This is a genomic window from Waddlia chondrophila WSU 86-1044 (genome assembly GCF_000092785.1).
GTDB classification, from domain to species: Bacteria; Chlamydiota; Chlamydiia; order Chlamydiales; family Waddliaceae; genus Waddlia; species Waddlia chondrophila.
This window is the reverse complement of sequence record NC_014225.1, coordinates 1,026,675-1,046,247: the sequence shown is the minus strand read 5'-3', so window position 1 is coordinate 1,046,247 and position 19,573 is coordinate 1,026,675. Positions and strand designations below refer to the sequence as shown.

Genomic DNA, 19,573 nt, shown 5'->3' with positions numbered 1-19,573 from the left:
CCCATTTATTTAAATAATAGGCATTAAAAGGGTATTTATGCAAAACCTACTTCATTTCCTTCCGACGTCTTCTTTTCCACCCTTCTGCCGTAAGAAGCCTCTCAGATTCTACAGTTTTGTCAGATGTTGATTTTTTCTTAGATGTGATCGATTTCTTAGAAGGCTGAGTCTTAATCGTCTTTTTATTTTCTGCCATTGGTACCTCCAATTTTCTATTAAACATCCAAGAAACGTGCCAAAAAAATTTGTAATCGCATATGATTCGGTATACATCATTTTTAGGTATCCAAAATGGACGTTGATCCAGAAAATGCACTTCGATCCGCTAAGATCTTTTACGATAAAAAAGACTACAACAAGGCGATGGAATTCTTTGTAAAAGCTGCATTTTCTCTGATTTACAATTCGAAAGAACATGCATGTACAAAAACAGCAATGGAAAAGGCAATCGATTGTTATTTGAAACTAAATCCCGCCTATACGATCGCCCCTCACGATAACTATATTCAACAATATTTCACAGTTGTCCGCCATTGGCAGGATCATCGAAAATGGTCTGAAGAACAGATTTGCCAAGAGCTTTTCAAAGAAATCCCCTGCTCTCTAGCGGATGACTCGCGTGAAGAGCTGCCTATGGGAGCAACTTTTTCCCGCCAGCTGAATTCCTCTTCATTTGATGCTGCCATAGCAGCCGGACAGGGGATACGGGAAGAGATGGAAGACGCATTTGTTACAGAATATTTTTCGTTAGAAACAGCCTCCATCGATCTATTTGCTGTTTTTGATGGACATGGAGGAAAAACTTGTGCTCAATACACAGCTGAAGAACTGCCAAAACAATTAAAAAACCGCTTCAATCAACTTGCAGAGCTAAACGATGAGCATATCTATCAAACGCTTATTGAAACATGCGTGTCAATTGATGAATCCTGGAAACAACTCTCCTTTCAAGTTGAGGGGTGGAAAGATATTTCTGGAACCACAGCAGCGATTGCTTTGTATATCAATCAAAAAGAGCTTTGGGTCGCTAATGTCGGCGATTCAGGAGCGGTCATCAATTTAAATGGCAAAGCGATCCAGTTGACCGAAGCAGCCAAACCAACACACCCTCGCTATTATCAAGAAATTTATATGCGCGGCGGCATTGTCAGTTACGGAAGAGTCGATGCCTCTTTGGATATGGCGCGTTCAATCGGAGATCTGCCGCATCCAAGCGTCTCTGCCAGGCCTACGGTAAAAAAAATAGAGATAGACAGCAAAGACCACACATTAATTATCGCTTGCGACGGACTTTGGGATGTAATCGAGGGACAAACAGCTGTTGACAGCATCAAAGGAAAAAACTCATTGGAAGCAGCAGAACATTTACGGACATTGGCCTATCAGCGAGGAAGCACCGACAATGTCTCCATTATAGTGGTGATCAATCAGTAATTCCGCATTCATGATCGCACAGCCTGCAGCCCCTCTGATTGTATTGTGCGAAAGGGTTGCGTATTTAATATCAAATAAAGAACACTTTCTCAAACGTCCAACAGAAACTGCCATTCCTTTTTCTAACATCCTGTGAAGCTTTGGCTGGGGATAACTCTCTTCGTTGAAATAATGGATAGGTTTTGAAGGAGATGAAGGAAGAACGGGAGAGCGAAAGGCAGTCCAGGCAGATTTGATCTCCTCAAGAGAAGCGGTTTGCGATAGCTTCACAGATACGCATTGCGTATGGCCATCGGAGACTGAAACTCTGTTGCACTGTGCACTCACTCTTTTGATGCAAAGAATTTTGTCCAACTCTTTCTCTATTTTTTCTTCTTCTCCTGAAATATAAGGGATGACATTGTCATCAATATCCAAAATAGTGCGCGCTCGGAAACCTGCTCCCGATACTGCTTGAAGCGTGACCACATGCACTTGCTCAACACCAAATGCCTCTACCAAAGGTTTTAAAGTGAGAGCCAATCCGATCACAGAACAGTTTGGATTTGTCACAATCACCCCGCCACCGAATTGTTGCCGTTTAATCCAATGCAGCTGCTCAGGATTCACTTCAGGGATGAGCAAAGGAACATCAGGATCATAGCGATGATTGCGGCAGTTGGAAATCACCCAATGCCCTTTGCGAGCCAGACTGCTCTCTATTTCTCCTGCTACCTGGGCATCCAAAGCAGAAAAAACGATTTTAGAGCTCAACGAATCGGAAACTGCTTTAATAAAGTGATCTTCCAAATGAGTATTTGGCACAAAGTCGCCGAATTTTTTTCCTGCTGATCGCTTAGAAGCGACAAGCTCTGCAATATAAAACCAAGGATGATCCTTAAGCAAACGAACAAAACTTTGGCCGACGCTTCCGGTTGCTCCCAAAATGGCAACAGGGATTTTACGCTTCATGAACCTATCCGTATATTGCTATTTGTGCAATTTTTTTTCTTTTTGAGAGATTTTTTCGATCGCTTTGCAAGAAGCGATCGAAAAACAGAGCCGAAAAGAAGGGAAAGATGTCAAATTTGAATATGCGGATAAGTTCATAGATGGTTTTCTAAAAACTCCATCATCAAACGCACTCCGATTCCCGTGCCATTTTTAGGATGGTAGGGACCCTGCTTTGAAAGAAAGGCCGTTCCTGCAATATCAAAATGGACCCAAGGGACATCTTTAACAAACTCTCTAAGGAACATCGCTGCAGTGATCGATCCACCTGCCCGCCCACCAACGTTTTTGATATCTGCGAAATCCGACTTTAATGCCTTTTTATACTCTTCGTACAATGGCAGCCGCCAAACTCTTTCATACGTTGTCAGCCCTGCTTCTGTCAACGCAGAAGCCAAAGAATCATCATTGCTCATCATGCCTGTGGTCACTTCACCCAAAGCAATCACCATTGCACCGGTCAGAGTCGCAAAGTCAATCATCCGAGATGGTTTCAATTTATCCACAGCATATGCCAATGCATCGGCAAGCACAAGGCGCCCTTCAGCGTCTGTATTGCCAATTTCAACCGTTTTGCCTGAATAAGAGGTGTAGACATCGCCAGGTTTATAGCTTTTGGCTCCAATGCTGTTTTCTGTCGATGGAATCACCATCGTGATATTTTTTTTCAGTCCTACACTTGCAACGGCTTGCATGATGCCTAAAACGACAGCGGCTCCACTCATATCGCTTTTCATCGTTTCCATCGAGCCTGTCGGCTTTAAATTCAAGCCGCCTGTATCATAGGTGATCCCTTTGCCCACGATCACTGTTTTATCTTTGGATCGAGGATTGCCTGCATACTCCAGAATGATCAACGCAGGATCGACCGATGAGCCTCTGTTAACTGCTAACAAAAGCCCCATCTTTTCTTTTTCAATCCTCTTTTTATCAAACACCGTTGCTTTCATCGCAGCATGCTTCTTCGCGATCTCCTTTGCGACGTCTGCCAGCTTCTGAGGATTAATCTCATCGGCGTTTCCATTGATTAAATTCCGTGCCAGGTATACACCTTCAGCAATGAGTCCAATCTTTTTCACCTTTTTTAAATCAGAAGCTTTTCCTCCGATCAATGTACATTGATCGACAAGCTTGACGTTTTCTTCCCCTTTTTCCTTTAATTCATCATAGGCGTAATTTGCCAAAAAGAGCCCTTCGGCAATTCCATGAAGCGTATCGTCCGACATTTCATCAGGTAAAATCACATTCAACAAGCAAGCTTTACGGGAAAGGGCAGCCTTAATAACAGCTCCAAACGCCCTTCTGAACGTCTCTGTGGAAACCTGATCCTTTTTTCCCAAGCCAAGAAGAGCAATCCGCTTATCAGTGCTTGAAGCAGGATAAGTGACCAACACCTCCGCTTCCTTCGCACTGAAATCGCCGCTGGACAAAGCTGCTTGTATCTCAGAATCAAGCGCAGCGATTTTAGCCGCCGGCTCCGGATTTTTATTTTGGTAAAAGGGAATGACTAAAAGATCGCTTTTTGTTCTCTTATCTAGAGAAGCAACTGTTGAAAATTTCATCGATTATCTCCGGCGGCTAAAAAGGAAGGGGTTCTTCATCAGTGACAAATGAGCCGGATCCCGATTCTGTACCGGCGGATTGCTGGTAGCTGTTTTGAGAGTTTTGCTGATTTTCCTCTTTAGATCCAAACGGGACGAATTTAATATAGTCTGCCTGTAGATCAATCGAACCAAGCTGCGTTTGACCGCTTTTGTCAACGTAAGTCTCAGGCTTCCTCATCTCCCCTCCAACCATAACAGGCTTTCCTTTAGAGAGATAAGAGATCATTTTATCCCAACGATCGCCCCATACCGTCACTCTCCACCAAATCGTTTCCTCCTGCCCTCCTTTAACGTAATTAGAGGCAAGAGTGAAAGTTGTTACTTTCTTATTATCCGATGTGTAGCGAACTTCTGGATCTTTTCCGAGTCTCCCGATGATATGGACATAATTCATGAACTTTACCTCTTCATTTGCTTGTGCTATACGTTGACTATATACTGAAGCAACATCGATGATCAAGGAAAAATCATGGAAGAATCTATAGAAGAAAAAATAAAACGCTTGAAATCAGAGCTTGCAGTTGCCAAACAAGCGCATCAGCTCTGGGATATTCTGATCGAAAAAAGAGAGAAACTAGAAGAAAAAATTGCCTTCTTAAGGGCTGAAATCGAAGATGAAAAAAATGCGCAATATCAACAGGCGCAAAAGGCTTATGAAGAGATCAAGAACAGGGGAAATAAAAAAGAAGTCCTCGATACTATTAAACAAAGCAAGCAGACAATTGATGAAAAACTTGATGAGTACGAAGATTTCTCAGATGATATCATCACCTATTTGCAGAATCAGCTTGTGAGCAACATTTTAAAAAAGCACCCTGGCCAAGAAAGCTCCTATCGCAACCTTGACAATCAATTTCATCAGTCCATGGATCTTAAAGATAAGCTACAGGCACTGTCCACCTTAACAAGAGACATCGACACGCTCATCAACAAAATAGTGGAGGAGAGAAAACGAGCAGGCCCTTTCAGGCTGCTGCAATTTTTTTTAGGTGTAAGCCCCTATTACGAGATTTCTCAGAACGTACAAGGGATCAAACTTTTGTGCGGCAAAGCCCTGAACCTTCTCCACGATATCGAAGAAAAAATGCAAGACAATCATCAAGCTATAGAATGCTTTGAACAGTTATTAGGGATCTTTGTTAAATTGCAATCATTTGCTCAACAACGCTGGAGCTATGGAAAAATCGATAAACGGCTAATGCCTTTGAAAGGCACCCTGACACCATTGGCTGATCAAATGGAAATGTTTAAGAAAGAAGCAGAGAAAAACGCCTCTAGCCAAGAAGAAATGCTCAATCTTTGGATTGATCAACACTCTTAAATCACGATGCTGCCCGCAAAGACGGGCAGCATGACTTGAGCTTAAATTTTGATCCCTTTCGGTTCGTCTCCACGTTGACCAGGAGATCCGGAACCTGGAACGGCTTTCGTCATTTCAGGAGTCACCTCGCGCCCTTCAGAAACGTCTGTGCAGATTTTTCTCCACTTTTCTACAGTCTCAACATAAAGCGGTGCAAATGCACGGAGTGCGGAAGAAACTGCATGCTCCATATCAATTGTGCAGTGCATTAAGATAAGTTCTTCCTTCACAGCAACACCGACACCGCCGCCAGCCATTTGTCCACCCAGCATGGAACCTTCCAAAAGGGTTTCGTACAGCTTTAAACGGGTTTTATCATCGCGAGGAAGACCATCCAAAAGAGGAGAATAAAGGTAAAGACGCTTGGAATTTGGCTCGTAAGTTAAATGAAGGGAAAATTCATCATCAATCCCTAAAATACACGTGTTGTTTTCATCAAATTCGAGTCCTTCCAGTCCCAGTTCCTTTCCAAACTCTGCTAAATTCTGTTTAGCGTTTTCAAAAGACATAATTGTAACCTCCAAAAGGATAATATCAGCAACCTAAGTCACTGTGTCCTATATTTTCTTATTTATCTACTTATACATTAGCAAGTTTAATTCCATAATTGCAAGCACTAAAAAAATACTCTCCCTTTTGTACCGAATTTTCGCAAAGAGTCGCCTTGAATTTGATTCGGTACAAAAGGGAGAGTATTTTTCTATGAATCTATCAATATAAGGATAGGTTCATAAAATGAGCATTGCATCCCCGTAGGAAAAGAAGCGGAATTTATCCAAAACGGCTTTTTTATAAGCATTCATCGTTAAATCATATCCCGCAAACGCCGAAACCAGCATCATAAGAGTCGATCCGGGCAGATGGAAATTCGTTAACAAAGATGTCACTTTTTTAAATTGATAACCTGGACGAATGAAAATATCTGTTCGCCCCTCTCCAGAAAAAACATTACCTTGTTCATTCACAGCACTTTCAAGAGCTCTGCAGCACGTTGTTCCGACGCAAATTTCACGCTTAGCGGGTCTATTTAATCTGGATGCAGCCTCTTGAGTAATCCAATATCTTTCCTCATGCATTTTGTGTTCGGTAATGGTTTTTGCCGTGACAGGTCGAAAAGTCCCTAACCCTACATGCAGAGTAATTTCGACGATATCCACTCCTTTTTCTGTTAGCTCCTCCAATAAAGTTTTTGTAAAATGCAATCCAGCTGTCGGAGCTGCAACAGCACCTGCGTGCTTCGCATAGATGGTTTGATAGCGTTCTCTGTCCAATTTCGGCAGTTCATCTCTTTGCAAATAAGGAGGAAGAGGCATTTCTCCATGAGCTGCTAAAACTTCCCAGAATAAGCCTTCATAATCAAAACGCACCAACCGCATCCCTTCATCTAGCTCTTCAATCATTTCTGCGCATAGCCGGTCTGAAACGATCACTTTTGTTCCTTTTTTAAGCTTGCGCGCAGGCCTAGCCATGGTTAGCCAGACTCCCTCAGTCTTCTCTTCTAAAAGTAAAAGTTCAACTTGTCCCCCAGTCTCTTTACGACCGATCAAACGCGCAGGAATCACTTTTGTGTTGTTAAACACAATGCGATCGCCGTCTCCAAGAAACTGTGGCAGTTCATAAAAGGGGATCTCTTCAATTTTTCCACTTGAGCGGTCGATCACCATTAAGCGTGAATGATCGCGAGGCGTAACGGGAACTTTCGCAATGAGATCCTCGGGAAGATCGAATTGATATGATTCAAGTTTGTCTAACATAACTCAAAATTTGATTTTTGACGTGGTCATGTTGCAAACAAGAGCCTATTCAGGCTCACGCTGCTAATAAATCAACTCGATATGAGAACCGGGAAATGCTTTAGATAAAATTTGAGCGGCATGCCCACCTGTTCGAGCAATATCTTCTGCTTCATAGAGCATGATTCGAGAAGATGATCCTGAATGTGCGCCATGCCCTTCTTTCCATTGAGCGGGGAACGGGGTAATTTTTCCTTCATACGCACCTGTTTGACTCAAAATCATGTGCCGAGTCGAGCTGACAGCCTGATCCATCGGTGAAGAAGGATTTTGCGATTCGACCCCCTCATATCCAACTTGAGCTGCATCTATCGACCAAAATTTGCTCTTTGGATTGCAAGAAAAGTAATAAGTATTTGTGCGGGCAACAATAGCGATTGCAGCCATTGCCTCTTCAGGCATAGGTTCGCTATACATGCGAGGCAGGGTAGATTTCAGGAACTCTTCAATGGGCACACGATTGACAATACTGATCGAGCCTCCGATATCGTACACTGTCACATTGCCTTTGTACGCAACCCCGTCAATCGAAACGCCAACAGAAGGATCTTCAGGAATAATCGTTAGCTGAAAAATACCAGGGAATCCTTCTCCCCACTTAAGTCCGCTAGAGTCGGTTTGCATGAGCTTTTTCTTACCGATATAACGTTTGCTAATCAATGACTTGGTGTGAGGATTATAGAGCTGATATTTCCCGCTTACTTCAATCATCGCCGAAGGCTTGTCATTCACCACCAAAACATCGATGGCAGGAACAGGATGCTGATGCTTGACGAAGATATTCCGCATATTCGACAAAAATCCAGCTTCTACCGACGCAGCGAAAGGCAAAAGTGCGACAACAAGTAACCATGCTCTTAAGATCATTATCTTTTCTCCTCACAGCTCATTAGCTGACTTAAATCTATGCATCCAAATCTTATACCTTGAAAGGAGTTTATTTTCCAGAAGATTTCAGGAACATTTTTTAGTTTTTTCAACAACTTTCATCCCAAGCTGAGTAAGCTCCCTTCCTCTTAGAGTGCGCTTGATAAAACCTAATAAAATCAGATAAGGTTCATAAACCTCTTCAAGGGTATGTTTTTCCTCTCCAACGGCGACCGCTATCGTGCTGATTCCAACAGGTCCGCCATTGTATTGCTCCAACATCACTTCCAGGATTTTAATGTCCATCTCATCTAAGCCTTGTTCATCGATATGCAGCATATCGAGAGCTTGGACAACCAGGTCAAGGTTGGTTTTTCCTCCATTGCGCACCTGAGAAAAATCTCGCACCCACTTCAGTAAATTATTGGCAATTCTTGGGGTGCCTCTGGAACGTCTGGCAATTTCGTAAGCCTCTTCGGCACTAAGGGAAAAATTGATGATGCTAGCTGCTCGCAACACGATCTTTTCCAAAACTTGCGGTGTGTAGTAGTCTAAACGGCAGGTAAAGCCAAAGCGGGAACGCAAAGGCGCTGTCAGTAATCCGGTACGCGTTGTCGCTCCTACAAGGGAAAAAGGATTCAGCTTTACTTGCACACTGCGTGCATTAGGACCGGTATCGATCATGAGATCCAAGGTGAAATCTTCCATTGCAGAATACAGGTACTCTTCAACTGATCGGTTAAGCCGATGAAGTTCGTCAATAAACAAAAAATCGCCGCAATGCAAGTTAGTGAGGATTCCAGCCAAATCTCCCGGTTTTTCGATCATGGGACCGCTGGTCACAACTAAGTTAGTTCCCATCGACTTTGCTAAAATATTGGCAAGCGTTGTTTTTCCAAGACCGGGAGGCCCTGTAAACAAACAATGAGTCAATGGATCTCCTCGTTGTTTGGCTGCAGTAATCAACACCTCCAACCGCTCTCGAACAAGATCTTGTCCTTGAAAATCGGACAAGCTTTGAGGACGTAGAGGAACCTCAAATGTTTTATCCTCTTCTGTTAGAGTTGATTCAATAAACGTTCTCACAAAAAGAGACCCAAAGCATTTAAAAAAACAAACAGCATTAAAATAGGTGCTGCGTATTTAAAGCAAAACCTAAAATAGGTTTTCAACCAAGGCTTTCTTTGAAAAAGATCGGATGCTCCTTGCTTGATCTGAGCAATCGCATTGTTTGTGCCCCAAACCCAGCCAACCAAAATCACTGCAAAAAATCCTCCCAAAGGAATCAAAAAGCTGCTGCAAAGCATGCTCATAAAATCAAGAAAGTTGCAGTCGAAAAATGTGCAGCTCCTCATCATGCTATAAGATAAAGCGCTGGGAATTCCTGCCAAGAAAACAAGCGCTCCACAAACCGTTGTGCTCAAGTGCCTGCCCCATCCCAACTCATCCTGAAAGTAGGCGATCGTCGGTTCCATCGCAGAAATTTGAGAAGTGATTGCAGCTAAAAGAACGAGTAGGAAAAACATCACGGCAAACAGATAACCGCCAGGAATCTGGCTGAAAATCAACGGCAAAGTATGAAAGATCAGCCCCGGTCCCGAATCAGGCTGCATTCCTCCAGCAAACACGATAGAAAAGACTGCAATTGCCGCGAGAAGAGAAACTCCCGTATCCACAATAACAACCGGAAAACAGCTTGTAACCAGGTTTTCCTCTTTGTTTAAGTAACTGCCATAAGTCACCATAGTCCCCTGCCCAAGGCTTAATGTGAAAAACGCCTGACCTAGCGCAATCATGATCGCTTTTGGAGTCAGTTCGCTCCAGTCCGGGCTGAGCAAATAACGGATGCCCTCGCTTGCATTGGGAAGAGAAACGCCTTTAATCACAAGCAGAATAAGGATGATCAGAAGACTGGGCATCATGACTTTATTCCCTTGTTCAATTCCTCTTTTAACCCCCAAAAATAGAACCCCAACGCAAATCACTAAAAACAAAGCATGAAATCCAACCCCCCAAAAAGGGTTCTCAATTAATCCATTATAGTGATCGATCGCTTCACTTGCATAGCTTAAGCTTGTGATATTGCCTCTAATCGATTCAACCAAGTAGCCGAGGATCCAACCTGCAACTACACTATAGAATGAACTAACGAGAAAACCGGTGATAATCGTGCCATATCCGATCCAGGACCAAAAACGGCTGCCGCCGATTTGATGAAACGCCTTTCCAGGACTTAACTGAGTCGTGCGGCCAATCACAATTTCCGACATAAAAACAGGAAAACCGATCAGTGCCAGGCAGATTAAGTAAACGATTAGGAAAGCAGCTCCGCCATTTTCCCCTACAACGTAAGGCAAGCGCCAGATATTGGCCAATCCTACAGCCGATCCGGCCACAGCTAAAATGAATCCCACGCGGGATCCCCAGTGCGCACGTTTTCTCATTGGTCCCCCTTAAGCTTTAAGTTTTGAAAAACAGTATAGGAATTAACCAATTATGTTTAAAGAAGAACATAGAATCTAATGAATCTATCCCGCATTGATTGACTTTTACGTGAATTTAACGCATTCTTAAAACGAGCTTAACACTTCGATGTTCTAATGTTTTTTTCTGTCATCTTTATATAGGCAAGGAGGATGAAATGAGTGATAGCGCAATCAAAGACGTCTTACTGGATGCTGTCAATTTCGATAAAGATGGAATCGATTTGGAAAATCTTTCTTTGGAGGCGCTCATTCTTCTAATCAACACCGAACGTTTAAAGCAACTTCAAGAAAAAACTGAAAAAGAGTTTAAGGAATTGCGTGAACGGCAAGAAAAAGTTAAGGAACTGCACGATATCCTCAAAGCAATTAACGCTGCAACTAAAGACGACGGCACCCTTGACATTTCCAAAAACCAAGAGCTGAAAACAAAAATTGAGCGTGCCAAAGAGCTTGGAGCAGACATTAAAGAAGGCCAAACAACATTCAATAAAGAGGAGCGCGATCGCATCGTTGAGAACATCCGTATGACAATTGAGGATATGAACGTTCAAAATGACATGCAGCTGCAAACGATCTCCAGACTCACGAATGAACGTTACGAATCTTATCAAATGGCAAGAAGCATTCTTAAACCTCTGCACGAGGCTAAAAGTTCTTTGGCAAGGGGAATTAGAGGCGCATCATGACAGCTTCTTTAAGCGAAGCCGCTTTGAGAGACTTGATCAGCCGGTATGAGAAAGACGGAAAGCCGATTCCCGAGTTTTCCCGAGATACGATTGAAGCGCTCTATTCTTTCGGATACGGATTTTATCAGAGTGCCAAATACGATCAATCGATCCATTTTTTCCGTTTCCTGACATTGGTTGACAGCAATACGTCAAAACATTGGATGGGGCTTGGCGCCGCATTGCAAATGTCAAAGCAATACCACCATGCCATTCAATGCTTTGGATACGCTGCTGTTTTAACTCCTGGCAACCCTCTTGCTCCCTTTCACGCAGCTGAATGTTTTCTCTCTCTTGGAGAACACGACCGTGCAGCAGCGGTCTTCGATGCAGCAGAACGGATCGCAAAAGAAAAACCTCATCATTATCAAAAATTATTAACACGCATTTCATTAATGCATCCAGGGAGGAAAGCTCATGGTGAATAGAGTTGAAGCCAGACAGACAGCTCCTTATTGGGAGTTGGACCACTCAGACCCCTACACACCGGTAAAAAATCTTAAAGAACTTCCCTTCTCATGGGATACTATGTGTCGAGCATTCAATACCGGGATGATTGGAACCGCTGAATCTCCGAATGCCCATCATCAGCTGGAAGCTCCGCAATTTAACGTTTCTGCAATCAAAGGCGTCATACAAGAAATGAATGCTGCGCTTCCAAAGGCTGGCTGTAAAGATCCTCATCTAAATGAAGCGATGCTGCTATTGCTTTACATCGCCTGTGTAAAAGCGCAGCAAGAAAGCCGTGAAGACGGCAGTCTGCTTGCTCAGGAGACCGCGGTTAAGCGGCAAGAAATAAACCGTCATTTACAAGAGAAGTTTTTCAATACTCTGGATGATAAAATTTCCCGTTCCAACGTTGACTCTATCCTTGACTGGGTCGGTTGGGCGCTCTGGGGAGCCATTGCTGCTGCCGGAGTTGCAAGCGTTGCGTTGACGATAGCCACCGGAGGTGCGGCTCTCCCAACAGTATTGGTTGTTGCCAATGGCGCCCTTGCTGTTGGACAGGGAGGTGTACAGATAACGCAAGGCGTGCTGAAATACAAAAATGATAAAGCGGCCGGAGAGATGCTCCAGATCGAAACGGAAAGATATGTCAATACCACGAAAATTCGTGATGAAGTAGAGGCCATGAAACATAGCATGCAAGTCATTGCTGAAGCTTGGGAAGTGCTAATTGAAGTGCTCAACAATCAATACCAAGCTTCAACCAATCAATAGGAGATCTCCATTATGACAATAAGTACCGCTAATCACGCAGAAAACACTAAAGTATTAGATACGCTTAATGCCGAGCTCTCTAGAATGGATCAATTGTTGGAGGATCCAAATTGCGATCATGCACGTGTCCTTGAGCAGGCATTTAAAGTGATTCAGTTAATGTCGAGGATGCTCGGAAACATGGAAAAGGAATATGTCCTTGATCAGGAATCCGTACTCTTCGTCAAAGCCAAAGAACTTAAAGGAACATATAATACCTGGTCTGTTCTTGCGCTTACGATCGTTTCTTCCAGCGTAACGATTGGCGGCGGTTTTGTCGGCATGGGAGCTGCAATACCAGGAACTACGCTTGGTCAGACATTGGGAAATGCATCGCCAAATGCTCTCGGCTGGCTAGGCAATGCTGCCTGGGCAAAAAAGCTTGGAAGCATTGGTCAAGGCATGGGTGCAGTCGGTCAAGGATCCGGAGGGTTCACATCTTTGATGAACAATTCGAACGAAGCAAAGCGAACTGTCTTCCAAGTGGTGATCGAAGAGGTCAAGCGAAAAAGAGGCGACCGCGACGATGCGGCTCGCCAAATGCGCGACCAATCTTATTCTGCAGCTAACAACTGCCGACAAGCAATTCAAGCCATCCATCAAGCAGCCCAGCAAATTCTCTCTGCAAGAGGATAAAAAATTCCACCGCGAAGATCACAGCCTTCGCGGTGAAGGACATGTTCTAATTGGAAAATGTTTTTTGAAGATAAGCGTCTGTCGTCCCCCAAGGGAATTTAACTGTAAAACGCTTAATTGTCCTAAATCCCCTATGATAAGCAGATAAAGGAAAGCTGATGGTAATCATTTTTACATCGCTTGAAAGCTTAGAAAGTTTTTCGCATAGCTGCTGCAGTTCGTTCTCTTTTATCGTTGTTCCATAGAAATAAATCACTGTTGCTTTTTCCAAATCCACTTCCATTAAGTCCCTGCAAATCAACTTAACACCGGAAATCTGAAACTTACGCTTGGCAGACTGGGCAATACGAACGAAAGCCGGAAGATACTCTACGCCGTAGACTGTGCAGCCAATCACAGTATTCAACCAGAAGCAAGTACGGCCTCTACCTGCTCCGAGTTCATAGACAATATCGTTAGGAGCGATTCCACATTCTTCAGCAATCACATCCATCGTTGTTAGAGGTGTTTCGCCATAGGTGTTTACATCTTTTTCTCCCTTTTTGAGCAAAAACTCCTTGCTCATACGAAAGGGATTCTGAATAAGGTAAGCACGCACCATGAACCAATCGACAGCTGCAAATTTTCGATTGGAATAATAGTAGAAAACAACCTGAAGATATTCGATAAAATTCCAGATATCCGTCTTGATGCGAATCCAGAATAATTTAAAACAAGAGGGCATAAATACCCCGAGCGACAAGTAAAAACATCAATGTGGATGTCACATCATTAAAAGCTGTTACGATAGGGCCGGAAGCGACAGCGGGATCAACCCCTATCCGCACAAAGAAAAAAGGAGAAAAGCTTCCAAGTACGGTTGCAGTCATACAAGCAAAGAATAACCCCCATCCCACTAACATACCAACTGCAAATGGGTCTCCACCTGCATGCTGAATGCCAAAATAATTTAAAAAATACACAAGAATGCTGCATGAAACTCCGAATGTGACTCCAATCATCCCTCCAATTGCAATTTCTTTTGCAATAGCTTCTTTCCTTTGTCCTGGAGACAGCTCCCCTGTTGCCATTCCTCTGACCAAAATAGTACTGCACTGCAAACCAACATTTCCGGACATCCCTGCAATTAGAGGGACAAAAAAAGGAACAATAGCAAACCAGGATCTCCCCTCGAATTGCGTCATCGTTGTCGAGGTGACCATTCCGGCTAAAAGGGTAACGATCAGCCAGGGAACTCTCCAAAGATAACGTTTAAAAATAGGCTCATGCTCGCTAAAATCCTCCCCGGTACCAGCGATGCTTGCAATGGTTTCATCCGCAATATCTTCCATTGCTTCGACGACATCTTCGTAAGGGATCACTCCGACAAGCTCTTCGTTCTCATTAATCACTGGAAGTGTAGGAATCCCATATCTCTCTACAATATCAACCACTTCATCTCTTGTGCTGTCAGGCCGCACTGTATGAAGAACAGGACGCATCACCTGCTTTAATGGAAGAAATGGCGGATTAACAATCAGATTACGTGCGGGTACATAGCCTGCAAGTTCTTTGTTATCGGAAAGAACAAAGATGCTTCGGGTAAGATCGATCCCAGGATGGTCTCTGATATAGCGGGAAACTTCTCCAATTGTTGTCGTCATTGGAAAAGCGAAGAATTCATCCGTCATCAAACGACCCGCACTATTTCTCTCATGTTTTTGAAGCTCTTTGATCCGATATGCCTGAGTATGGTCGAGGAGATCCATCACTTTTTTCAAACGTCTGTCTGAAATATCATCGAGAATATTAACGGCCTCATCCGGCGGCATTTTTTCAATGAGCTCTTTGATCTCCTTATCGCTGATCTGTCTAAAGATAACGGAACGGGTATTGCGAGTTGTATGGATGATAAAAGTCACTTTTGATGCAAAATCGGGAAGATGATCGTAGAGGACAATACGGGCAGAAGCAGGCAGTCTTGTAACAGCATAAGCTAAATCGATAGGATCATGATCAATTGCAATCTTTGCGACATCGTGAAGGAGAAGCTGCGAGGTTTGTTTATGAAACGCACGCTCCAGCTTTTCATTCAAGACGTCGTCAAGATACTGCGTACGCGAATCCAATAGGTCTTGTTCAATTTCCACCTCTTCAGGCTCTTCGATATGATCCTCTGGGTGATCCATCTAGTACCCAACCATGAAAATTTGTTTCAAATTTTTTTTACACAAATCACTAGCTCTCTAAAATTAATCGTTGAAACTCAGGCGTGTGGCGGATCGCCTCCAGCCAATGATTGGAAACAAGATCTTCAATGGGAGGAAGGGCACCAGCCTCTTTGGCTTTTCGAAGATAATAGAATGCTGTTTCTGCATTTTTTTTCAGGCAGTGCAAACAAGCTAAATGATAAAACGATGTTAAGCTTCCCAAGTCTCTAGCGTGCAAAAACTTGATTTCAGCCTCCTGCAGAAGCGCATCTGTTTGCTTCTTGCGAACGGGATCATCAATCAATTGAGACAAATCAATCAATGTCAGTCCCCACTCATTCCAAACATGTTCATCTTCCGATTCAAAGGACACATACGCTTCGAGATATTTTAACGATTCTCTGAAAGCTTCCGGCTCTGCTTCCAAATCTCCAAAATGGGCCAGTGAAATGGCCAAATTGTAATAGGCATGATGGAAACCTGGATCGATCTCGATGACCTTTTTCAACACATGAATTGCTTTTTCCAGCATGGAAAGATCATCGTCATAGTCTCCAAGAAAGTCGAGGGCGCATCCGTAATTATAGAGCCATTCAGGCTCTATTTCCTGCTGTTTTTGCGTTTGGGAACAGATCCTAAGAGCTTGTTCGAATCGATTCAAAGCCGAATTAACCAACTCCCTGTCATCAGCGGCTGTTCCCAGCTTCATAAGCACAACTCCCCAATCATTCCAATATTGAGCCTGCCCATGCCCTCCGTTTTCAATCGATTGCCGGCAACAGTCGCTTGCCTTGTCAAGCCAATTTAAATCCTGTGTTGCTTGAGCTAAAGTCAGATATGTCATTGCCAATCCATGCAAGATCACAGGATCTTGCGGCGATAGCCTTAACCCAGTCCGATATCTCTCAATCGCTTGAAAAAAATACTCTTCTTCATCAAAATACCTGCCAATTTCGGCAAGGCAATCCCCATATAGACACCAGATTCTAGGCTGGTCCCTTTGCATTTCTAAGCTTTTGATAATCTTCTCTTCTGCTTCCCGCAAAAGTTGCAAATCCTCTGTCCACTCCCCTAGACATAAGAGGCTCTCCGCCCATGAGCAAAGGACTACCGGATGATCAGGTTCGCAAATGCTCGCCGCTTCGAATTTTCCGATGCTGTCGCAAAGAGCTTCAATAGATTTGAGGATTTTTCCATGATAAACTTGCATCTGTCCCCATTTTATCCATAAGGGACCATTCTGAGGATCTAGTTTAGAAGCGCGCTCAAATCCTTCATTTGCCAACTTATAGTAGGCTTCTATCGGCTGGATTTCATAAACGACTTTCAATGCTGCAGAGAGATTCATCCAGCCTTCAAAAAAATCTTCCTTTAGACGCACTGCCCGCCAATACATGTTGATCGATTCCAGAATTAAGTCCGGCTTTCTCAGCAAAGACGCAAGCTCTGTTAAGCAGTTTCCATAATCATTCCATAGATCGGATGTCTTCATTCCCATGGAAACGGCTTTTTTATAGCATTTCGCACCATTTCTAAAGTCGATAGCTTCCCCGGAAAACTTGCCATAATGAAACCATAACACTCCCCAATCCCTATAAAGAGCTGCGAGGATTTCTTTTGGCTGGAAGTGGGCAAGCTCTTCTGCTTTTTCAAACGCTTTTTGAGCTTCCAAATAATTCTTTTCGATATTCGAATGCATGGCTAAAAGAGAACAGGTGTTTGCCAAGCCGTACCAAGAATCAAAGGAACCGGTCTGCAAAGAAATTACACGGTAAAAAATTTTCTTTGCTGCTTTTAAACAGTAGAGGTTATGGGTTTCACCGGCAAACGCAACCGCTTGGCGATACATGATACGCGGACAATTGGGAGCAACAAGATTTGCCCTCCTAAAGCTATCAAGAACTTTATTGTCTCCTTTGCTTAATTGCTTTTCCCCTTGCATGACATACAGCAAACCTAACAACTCTCTTTCGTCAGCTTGCATCTTCTCCCATTGACTAGAATCCTGAAATACATCCAACTGTTCGAAGTTCTTGGACTTCAACATTTCCTTAAGGACTTTTTTTCGTTGAGTTACGTCTTTCATAAATGATTCTCAGCAGCTTATGAGTTTCATACAAGTAAGAATAATCGATACCTGATTAATTGTCACAAAAGTTTCTCTATTGCGTTTTCAATCGCACTAAATTCCGTCAAAGGCTTTTCACATACACGGGCGTGGCAGAGATAAACCGTCGTTCTGTCATTAATCGACGGATATCCTTTCAATCCGGGAACCAATTGAAGCAACCGTTCGTCATCTTGCGATCTCCAAATGATTGCTCGATGCGGAATAAAACGTTGAAACAAGAGTCTTTCCAACTCAACTCTATACTCCTGATTCCTATTTAATGAAACAATGATTGTTGACGGGTTTTCTTGATAATACCTCAGCAAATTTCGATAGTGGAAGCTGTATCCGGGAGGATATTTTTCCAAAATTTCTTTTACCGCCTTTAAAATATCTTCTGCCTGCCTGAGATAAATCGGGTCAAATGTCATCAGATAAATCCGCAAAAGGTTTTCACAATGAACCGCATTGCCGGACGGTTCGGCCCCGTCAGCGAACAGACACTGCCGAATAATGAGGTTAGGGTCTTTTCCGTCCGTTTGATAAAAAGCTCCACCTTCAGCCTTAAACGCATCGCGAAGCACGCGTTCCATTGAAAAAGCCCATTCCAGCCACTCTGTGCCGCATCCGGCTTCGAACAGCGTCAAGCTTGCCCTAATCATAAACGCGTAGTCGTCCAACCCCCCGGAAAAATCAACTTTTCCTTCTCGATATCTCCTCAAAAGCCTCCCATTTTTCCAAAGGTGGCCATAGATAAATCGGGCTGCACGCCTGCCGGCGTCCACATAACGGGAAATTTCAAAAGCTTTTCCGGCTTCGACAATGGAATGGATCATCAGACCGTTCCAAGAGCTTAAGACCTTGTCATCTTTAAGAGGATGCCCCCGCTTTTCTCTTACTTTGTATAGTTTTTCCTTCAACTCAGCGATCCTGGCTTCAAGTTCAAAATGATCCATTTGATTGTCGGATGCATAGTGTTCAAGCAAAGCAGGAAGATGCAGAATGTTTTTTCCTTCAAAATTCCCGATTGCAGTTGCTCCGTATACCGAACAGAAAAGCTCAGAGTCATCACTGCCGAGCACATCATCAATCTCGTCCATTGTCCATGTATAGAATTTGCCTTCCACTCCTTCTGAATCGGCATCCTCAGCGGAAAGGAAAGCGCCTTGTTCGCCTGTCAGCTTTGACAGTACATAGTCGATCACTTCGCAGCAAACACGGCGGTGCAAAGAGCGTTTCGTCGCTTTCCACGCTTCGCAGTAACACTCTGCCAAAAGTGCGTTGTCGTACAGCATCTTTTCAAAATGGGGAATCTGCCACTGTTCATCGATGCTATACCGAGAAAAACCGCTTCCCAAGTGATCATAAATACCGCCTCGATACATCAATTCGAGCGTCTTTTCAACTAAAAACATCGGCCTGCCATCCTTCTCAAGCGCAGAGTAATGCATCAGAAAAACATATTGATAACCAATGGGAAATTTAGGCGCGCCTTTAACTCCGCCCCATACTGGGTCGGAAATCTGCAGCAACGTGTCCACTGCTAAAGGCACGCATTTGCGATCAGGAAGATCGATTCCATACACTTGAATATTTTGCTGGAAGAGATCAACGATCTGCTGTGCTTGCATCAGGATTTGATCATGCCCTTTCCCGATCCACAATTCATGAATATGCTGAATCAAATCAATCATCCCCGGCAAGCCAGAGGCATTTCTTGGAGGCAGGTAGGTCGTGGCAAAAAAAGGAAGCAAATCAGGAGTAAGAAAAACGTTCAACGGCCAGCCAGCCGAATTTGGCATGAGCGCCTGTGCAAAATCCATGTACAGCTGATCAACTTCAGGCAACTCTTCACGGTCGACTTTGATATTGATGAACGCCCGATTCAATTGCTCGGCGACTTCCAGATTTTGAAACGATTCCTCTTCCATTACATGACACCAATGGCATGTCGCATAGCCAATGGATAAAAAAATCGGCTTGTTCAATTCTTTCGCTTTTTCAAACGCTTCTTCTCCCCAAGGATGCCAGTCTACAGGATTATGTGCATGCTGCAACAAATAAGGGGATTTTTGAGTGATTAATCGGTTCGTATAGGGGTGATGTTCAGCCATTCAAC

General features: G+C 43.5%; 19 protein-coding genes. 6 read left to right on the top strand and 13 right to left on the bottom strand.

Going from position 1 to position 19,573, the window contains the following annotated elements; all coding sequences use genetic code 11:
• Positions 1-46: 46 nt before the first annotated feature.
• Positions 47-196, bottom strand: a complete 150-nt coding sequence (locus WCW_RS10260) for a hypothetical protein (RefSeq protein ID WP_013182049.1) — start codon at positions 194-196, stop codon at positions 47-49.
• A 95-nt stretch (positions 197-291) separates the two neighbouring features.
• Here WCW_RS10260 and WCW_RS04720 point away from each other — a divergent pair, with 95 nt between their 5' ends.
• A complete protein-coding gene (locus WCW_RS04720; protein ID WP_013182048.1) occupies positions 292-1,434 on the top strand; it encodes a PP2C family serine/threonine-protein phosphatase in 1,143 nt (380 codons plus the stop codon).
• Here the strand turns inward: WCW_RS04720 and asd are convergent.
• The 3 genes from asd to ssb all read right to left on the bottom strand — a co-directional run bounded on the left by asd (position 1,366) and on the right by ssb (position 4,422).
• Entirely contained in the window at positions 1,366-2,385 is a 1,020-nt protein-coding gene (asd, locus tag WCW_RS04715) for an aspartate-semialdehyde dehydrogenase (protein WP_013182047.1), read from the bottom strand. The two genes, WCW_RS04720 and asd, sit on opposite strands and share 69 nt — an antisense overlap.
• A 134-nt stretch (positions 2,386-2,519) precedes the next feature.
• The gene (locus WCW_RS04710; RefSeq protein WP_013182046.1) at positions 2,520-3,986 is read right to left on the bottom strand and encodes a leucyl aminopeptidase; all 1,467 of its coding nucleotides are present in this window, start codon (positions 3,984-3,986) and stop codon (positions 2,520-2,522) included.
• Positions 3,987-4,002: 16 nt separating this feature from the next.
• Positions 4,003-4,422, bottom strand: coding sequence for a single-stranded DNA-binding protein (gene ssb / locus WCW_RS04705; RefSeq protein WP_013182045.1), 420 nt, complete (start codon positions 4,420-4,422; stop codon positions 4,003-4,005).
• A gap of 75 nt (positions 4,423-4,497) precedes the next feature.
• Between ssb and WCW_RS04700 the strand changes: the two genes are divergently transcribed.
• Positions 4,498-5,349 carry an AAA family ATPase gene (locus WCW_RS04700; protein ID WP_013182044.1) on the top strand — a complete coding sequence of 284 codons (852 nt, stop codon included), beginning with the start codon at positions 4,498-4,500 and terminating at the stop codon, positions 5,347-5,349.
• Positions 5,350-5,390: 41 nt separating this feature from the next.
• Here WCW_RS04700 and WCW_RS04695 read toward each other — a convergent pair whose 3' ends face one another.
• The 5 genes from WCW_RS04695 to WCW_RS04675 form a co-directional block, all read right to left on the bottom strand.
• Complete coding sequence (locus WCW_RS04695) at positions 5,391-5,897, bottom strand: CesT family type III secretion system chaperone (RefSeq protein WP_013182043.1); 507 nt, start codon at positions 5,895-5,897, stop codon at positions 5,391-5,393.
• A gap of 219 nt (positions 5,898-6,116) precedes the next feature.
• Entirely contained in the window at positions 6,117-7,142 is a 1,026-nt protein-coding gene (gene queA / locus WCW_RS04690) for a tRNA preQ1(34) S-adenosylmethionine ribosyltransferase-isomerase QueA (RefSeq protein WP_013182042.1), read from the bottom strand.
• Between the two features lie 63 nt (positions 7,143-7,205).
• The gene (locus WCW_RS04685) at positions 7,206-8,048 is read right to left on the bottom strand and encodes a SpoIID/LytB domain-containing protein (RefSeq protein WP_013182041.1); all 843 of its coding nucleotides are present in this window, start codon (positions 8,046-8,048) and stop codon (positions 7,206-7,208) included.
• Positions 8,049-8,135: 87 nt separating this feature from the next.
• Positions 8,136-9,134: a Holliday junction branch migration DNA helicase RuvB gene (ruvB, locus tag WCW_RS04680; protein WP_013182040.1), complete on the bottom strand. Its 999-nt coding sequence runs from the start codon at positions 9,132-9,134 to the stop codon at positions 8,136-8,138.
• Positions 9,131-10,492 (bottom strand): sodium-dependent transporter, encoded by a 1,362-nt coding sequence (locus tag WCW_RS04675; protein ID WP_013182039.1) that lies wholly within the window; start codon positions 10,490-10,492, stop codon positions 9,131-9,133. The genes ruvB and WCW_RS04675 overlap by 4 nt, the downstream gene beginning before the upstream one ends.
• Before the next feature lie 197 nt (positions 10,493-10,689).
• Here WCW_RS04675 and WCW_RS04670 point away from each other — a divergent pair, with 197 nt between their 5' ends.
• The 4 genes from WCW_RS04670 to WCW_RS04655 are packed head-to-tail and all read left to right on the top strand — an operon-like array spanning position 10,690 to position 13,155.
• Positions 10,690-11,220: a hypothetical protein gene (locus WCW_RS04670; RefSeq protein WP_013182038.1), complete on the top strand. Its 531-nt coding sequence runs from the start codon at positions 10,690-10,692 to the stop codon at positions 11,218-11,220.
• Complete coding sequence (locus tag WCW_RS04665) at positions 11,217-11,687, top strand: SycD/LcrH family type III secretion system chaperone (RefSeq protein WP_013182037.1); 471 nt, start codon at positions 11,217-11,219, stop codon at positions 11,685-11,687. The genes WCW_RS04670 and WCW_RS04665 overlap by 4 nt, the downstream gene beginning before the upstream one ends.
• A complete protein-coding gene (locus WCW_RS04660) occupies positions 11,677-12,480 on the top strand; it encodes a hypothetical protein (RefSeq protein ID WP_013182036.1) in 804 nt (267 codons plus the stop codon). The genes WCW_RS04665 and WCW_RS04660 overlap by 11 nt, the downstream gene beginning before the upstream one ends.
• Positions 12,481-12,492: 12 nt before the next feature.
• A complete protein-coding gene (locus WCW_RS04655) occupies positions 12,493-13,155 on the top strand; it encodes a hypothetical protein (protein ID WP_013182035.1) in 663 nt (220 codons plus the stop codon).
• A gap of 46 nt (positions 13,156-13,201) precedes the next feature.
• Here the strand turns inward: WCW_RS04655 and WCW_RS04650 are convergent, their stop codons facing one another.
• The 4 genes from WCW_RS04650 to WCW_RS04635 all read right to left on the bottom strand — a co-directional run bounded on the left by WCW_RS04650 (position 13,202) and on the right by WCW_RS04635 (position 19,568).
• Positions 13,202-13,879: an SAM-dependent methyltransferase gene (locus WCW_RS04650; protein ID WP_013182034.1), complete on the bottom strand. Its 678-nt coding sequence runs from the start codon at positions 13,877-13,879 to the stop codon at positions 13,202-13,204.
• Positions 13,863-15,323, bottom strand: coding sequence for a magnesium transporter (locus WCW_RS04645; protein ID WP_013182033.1), 1,461 nt, complete (start codon positions 15,321-15,323; stop codon positions 13,863-13,865). The genes WCW_RS04650 and WCW_RS04645 overlap by 17 nt, the downstream gene beginning before the upstream one ends.
• A 49-nt stretch (positions 15,324-15,372) precedes the next feature.
• Entirely contained in the window at positions 15,373-17,430 is a 2,058-nt protein-coding gene (locus tag WCW_RS04640) for a tetratricopeptide repeat protein (protein WP_013182032.1), read from the bottom strand.
• Positions 17,431-17,492: 62 nt separating this feature from the next.
• The gene (locus WCW_RS04635) at positions 17,493-19,568 is read right to left on the bottom strand and encodes a thioredoxin domain-containing protein (protein ID WP_013182031.1); all 2,076 of its coding nucleotides are present in this window, start codon (positions 19,566-19,568) and stop codon (positions 17,493-17,495) included.
• Positions 19,569-19,573 lie beyond the last annotated feature (5 nt).

What these genes read in the sequence shown, in the direction of transcription:
- WCW_RS10260 (WP_013182049.1), bottom strand. Translation starts at nt 196, where the DNA reads ATGGCAGAAAATAAAAAGACGATTAAGACTCAGCCTTCTAAGAAATCG.
- WCW_RS04720 (WP_013182048.1), top strand. Translation starts at nt 292, where the DNA reads ATGGACGTTGATCCAGAAAATGCACTTCGATCCGCTAAGATCTTTTAC.
- asd (WP_013182047.1), bottom strand. Translation starts at nt 2,385, where the DNA reads ATGAAGCGTAAAATCCCTGTTGCCATTTTGGGAGCAACCGGAAGCGTC.
- WCW_RS04710 (WP_013182046.1), bottom strand. Translation starts at nt 3,986, where the DNA reads ATGAAATTTTCAACAGTTGCTTCTCTAGATAAGAGAACAAAAAGCGAT.
- ssb (WP_013182045.1), bottom strand. Translation starts at nt 4,422, where the DNA reads ATGAATTATGTCCATATCATCGGGAGACTCGGAAAAGATCCAGAAGTT.
- WCW_RS04700 (WP_013182044.1), top strand. Translation starts at nt 4,498, where the DNA reads ATGGAAGAATCTATAGAAGAAAAAATAAAACGCTTGAAATCAGAGCTT.
- WCW_RS04695 (WP_013182043.1), bottom strand. Translation starts at nt 5,897, where the DNA reads ATGTCTTTTGAAAACGCTAAACAGAATTTAGCAGAGTTTGGAAAGGAA.
- queA (WP_013182042.1), bottom strand. Translation starts at nt 7,142, where the DNA reads ATGTTAGACAAACTTGAATCATATCAATTCGATCTTCCCGAGGATCTC.
- WCW_RS04685 (WP_013182041.1), bottom strand. Translation starts at nt 8,048, where the DNA reads ATGATCTTAAGAGCATGGTTACTTGTTGTCGCACTTTTGCCTTTCGCT.
- WCW_RS04675 (WP_013182039.1), bottom strand. Translation starts at nt 10,492, where the DNA reads ATGAGAAAACGTGCGCACTGGGGATCCCGCGTGGGATTCATTTTAGCT.
- WCW_RS04670 (WP_013182038.1), top strand. Translation starts at nt 10,690, where the DNA reads ATGAGTGATAGCGCAATCAAAGACGTCTTACTGGATGCTGTCAATTTC.
- WCW_RS04665 (WP_013182037.1), top strand. Translation starts at nt 11,217, where the DNA reads ATGACAGCTTCTTTAAGCGAAGCCGCTTTGAGAGACTTGATCAGCCGG.
- WCW_RS04660 (WP_013182036.1), top strand. Translation starts at nt 11,677, where the DNA reads ATGGTGAATAGAGTTGAAGCCAGACAGACAGCTCCTTATTGGGAGTTG.
- WCW_RS04655 (WP_013182035.1), top strand. Translation starts at nt 12,493, where the DNA reads ATGACAATAAGTACCGCTAATCACGCAGAAAACACTAAAGTATTAGAT.
- WCW_RS04650 (WP_013182034.1), bottom strand. Translation starts at nt 13,879, where the DNA reads ATGCCCTCTTGTTTTAAATTATTCTGGATTCGCATCAAGACGGATATC.
- WCW_RS04645 (WP_013182033.1), bottom strand. Translation starts at nt 15,323, where the DNA reads ATGGATCACCCAGAGGATCATATCGAAGAGCCTGAAGAGGTGGAAATT.
- WCW_RS04640 (WP_013182032.1), bottom strand. Translation starts at nt 17,430, where the DNA reads ATGAAAGACGTAACTCAACGAAAAAAAGTCCTTAAGGAAATGTTGAAG.
- WCW_RS04635 (WP_013182031.1), bottom strand. Translation starts at nt 19,568, where the DNA reads ATGGCTGAACATCACCCCTATACGAACCGATTAATCACTCAAAAATCC.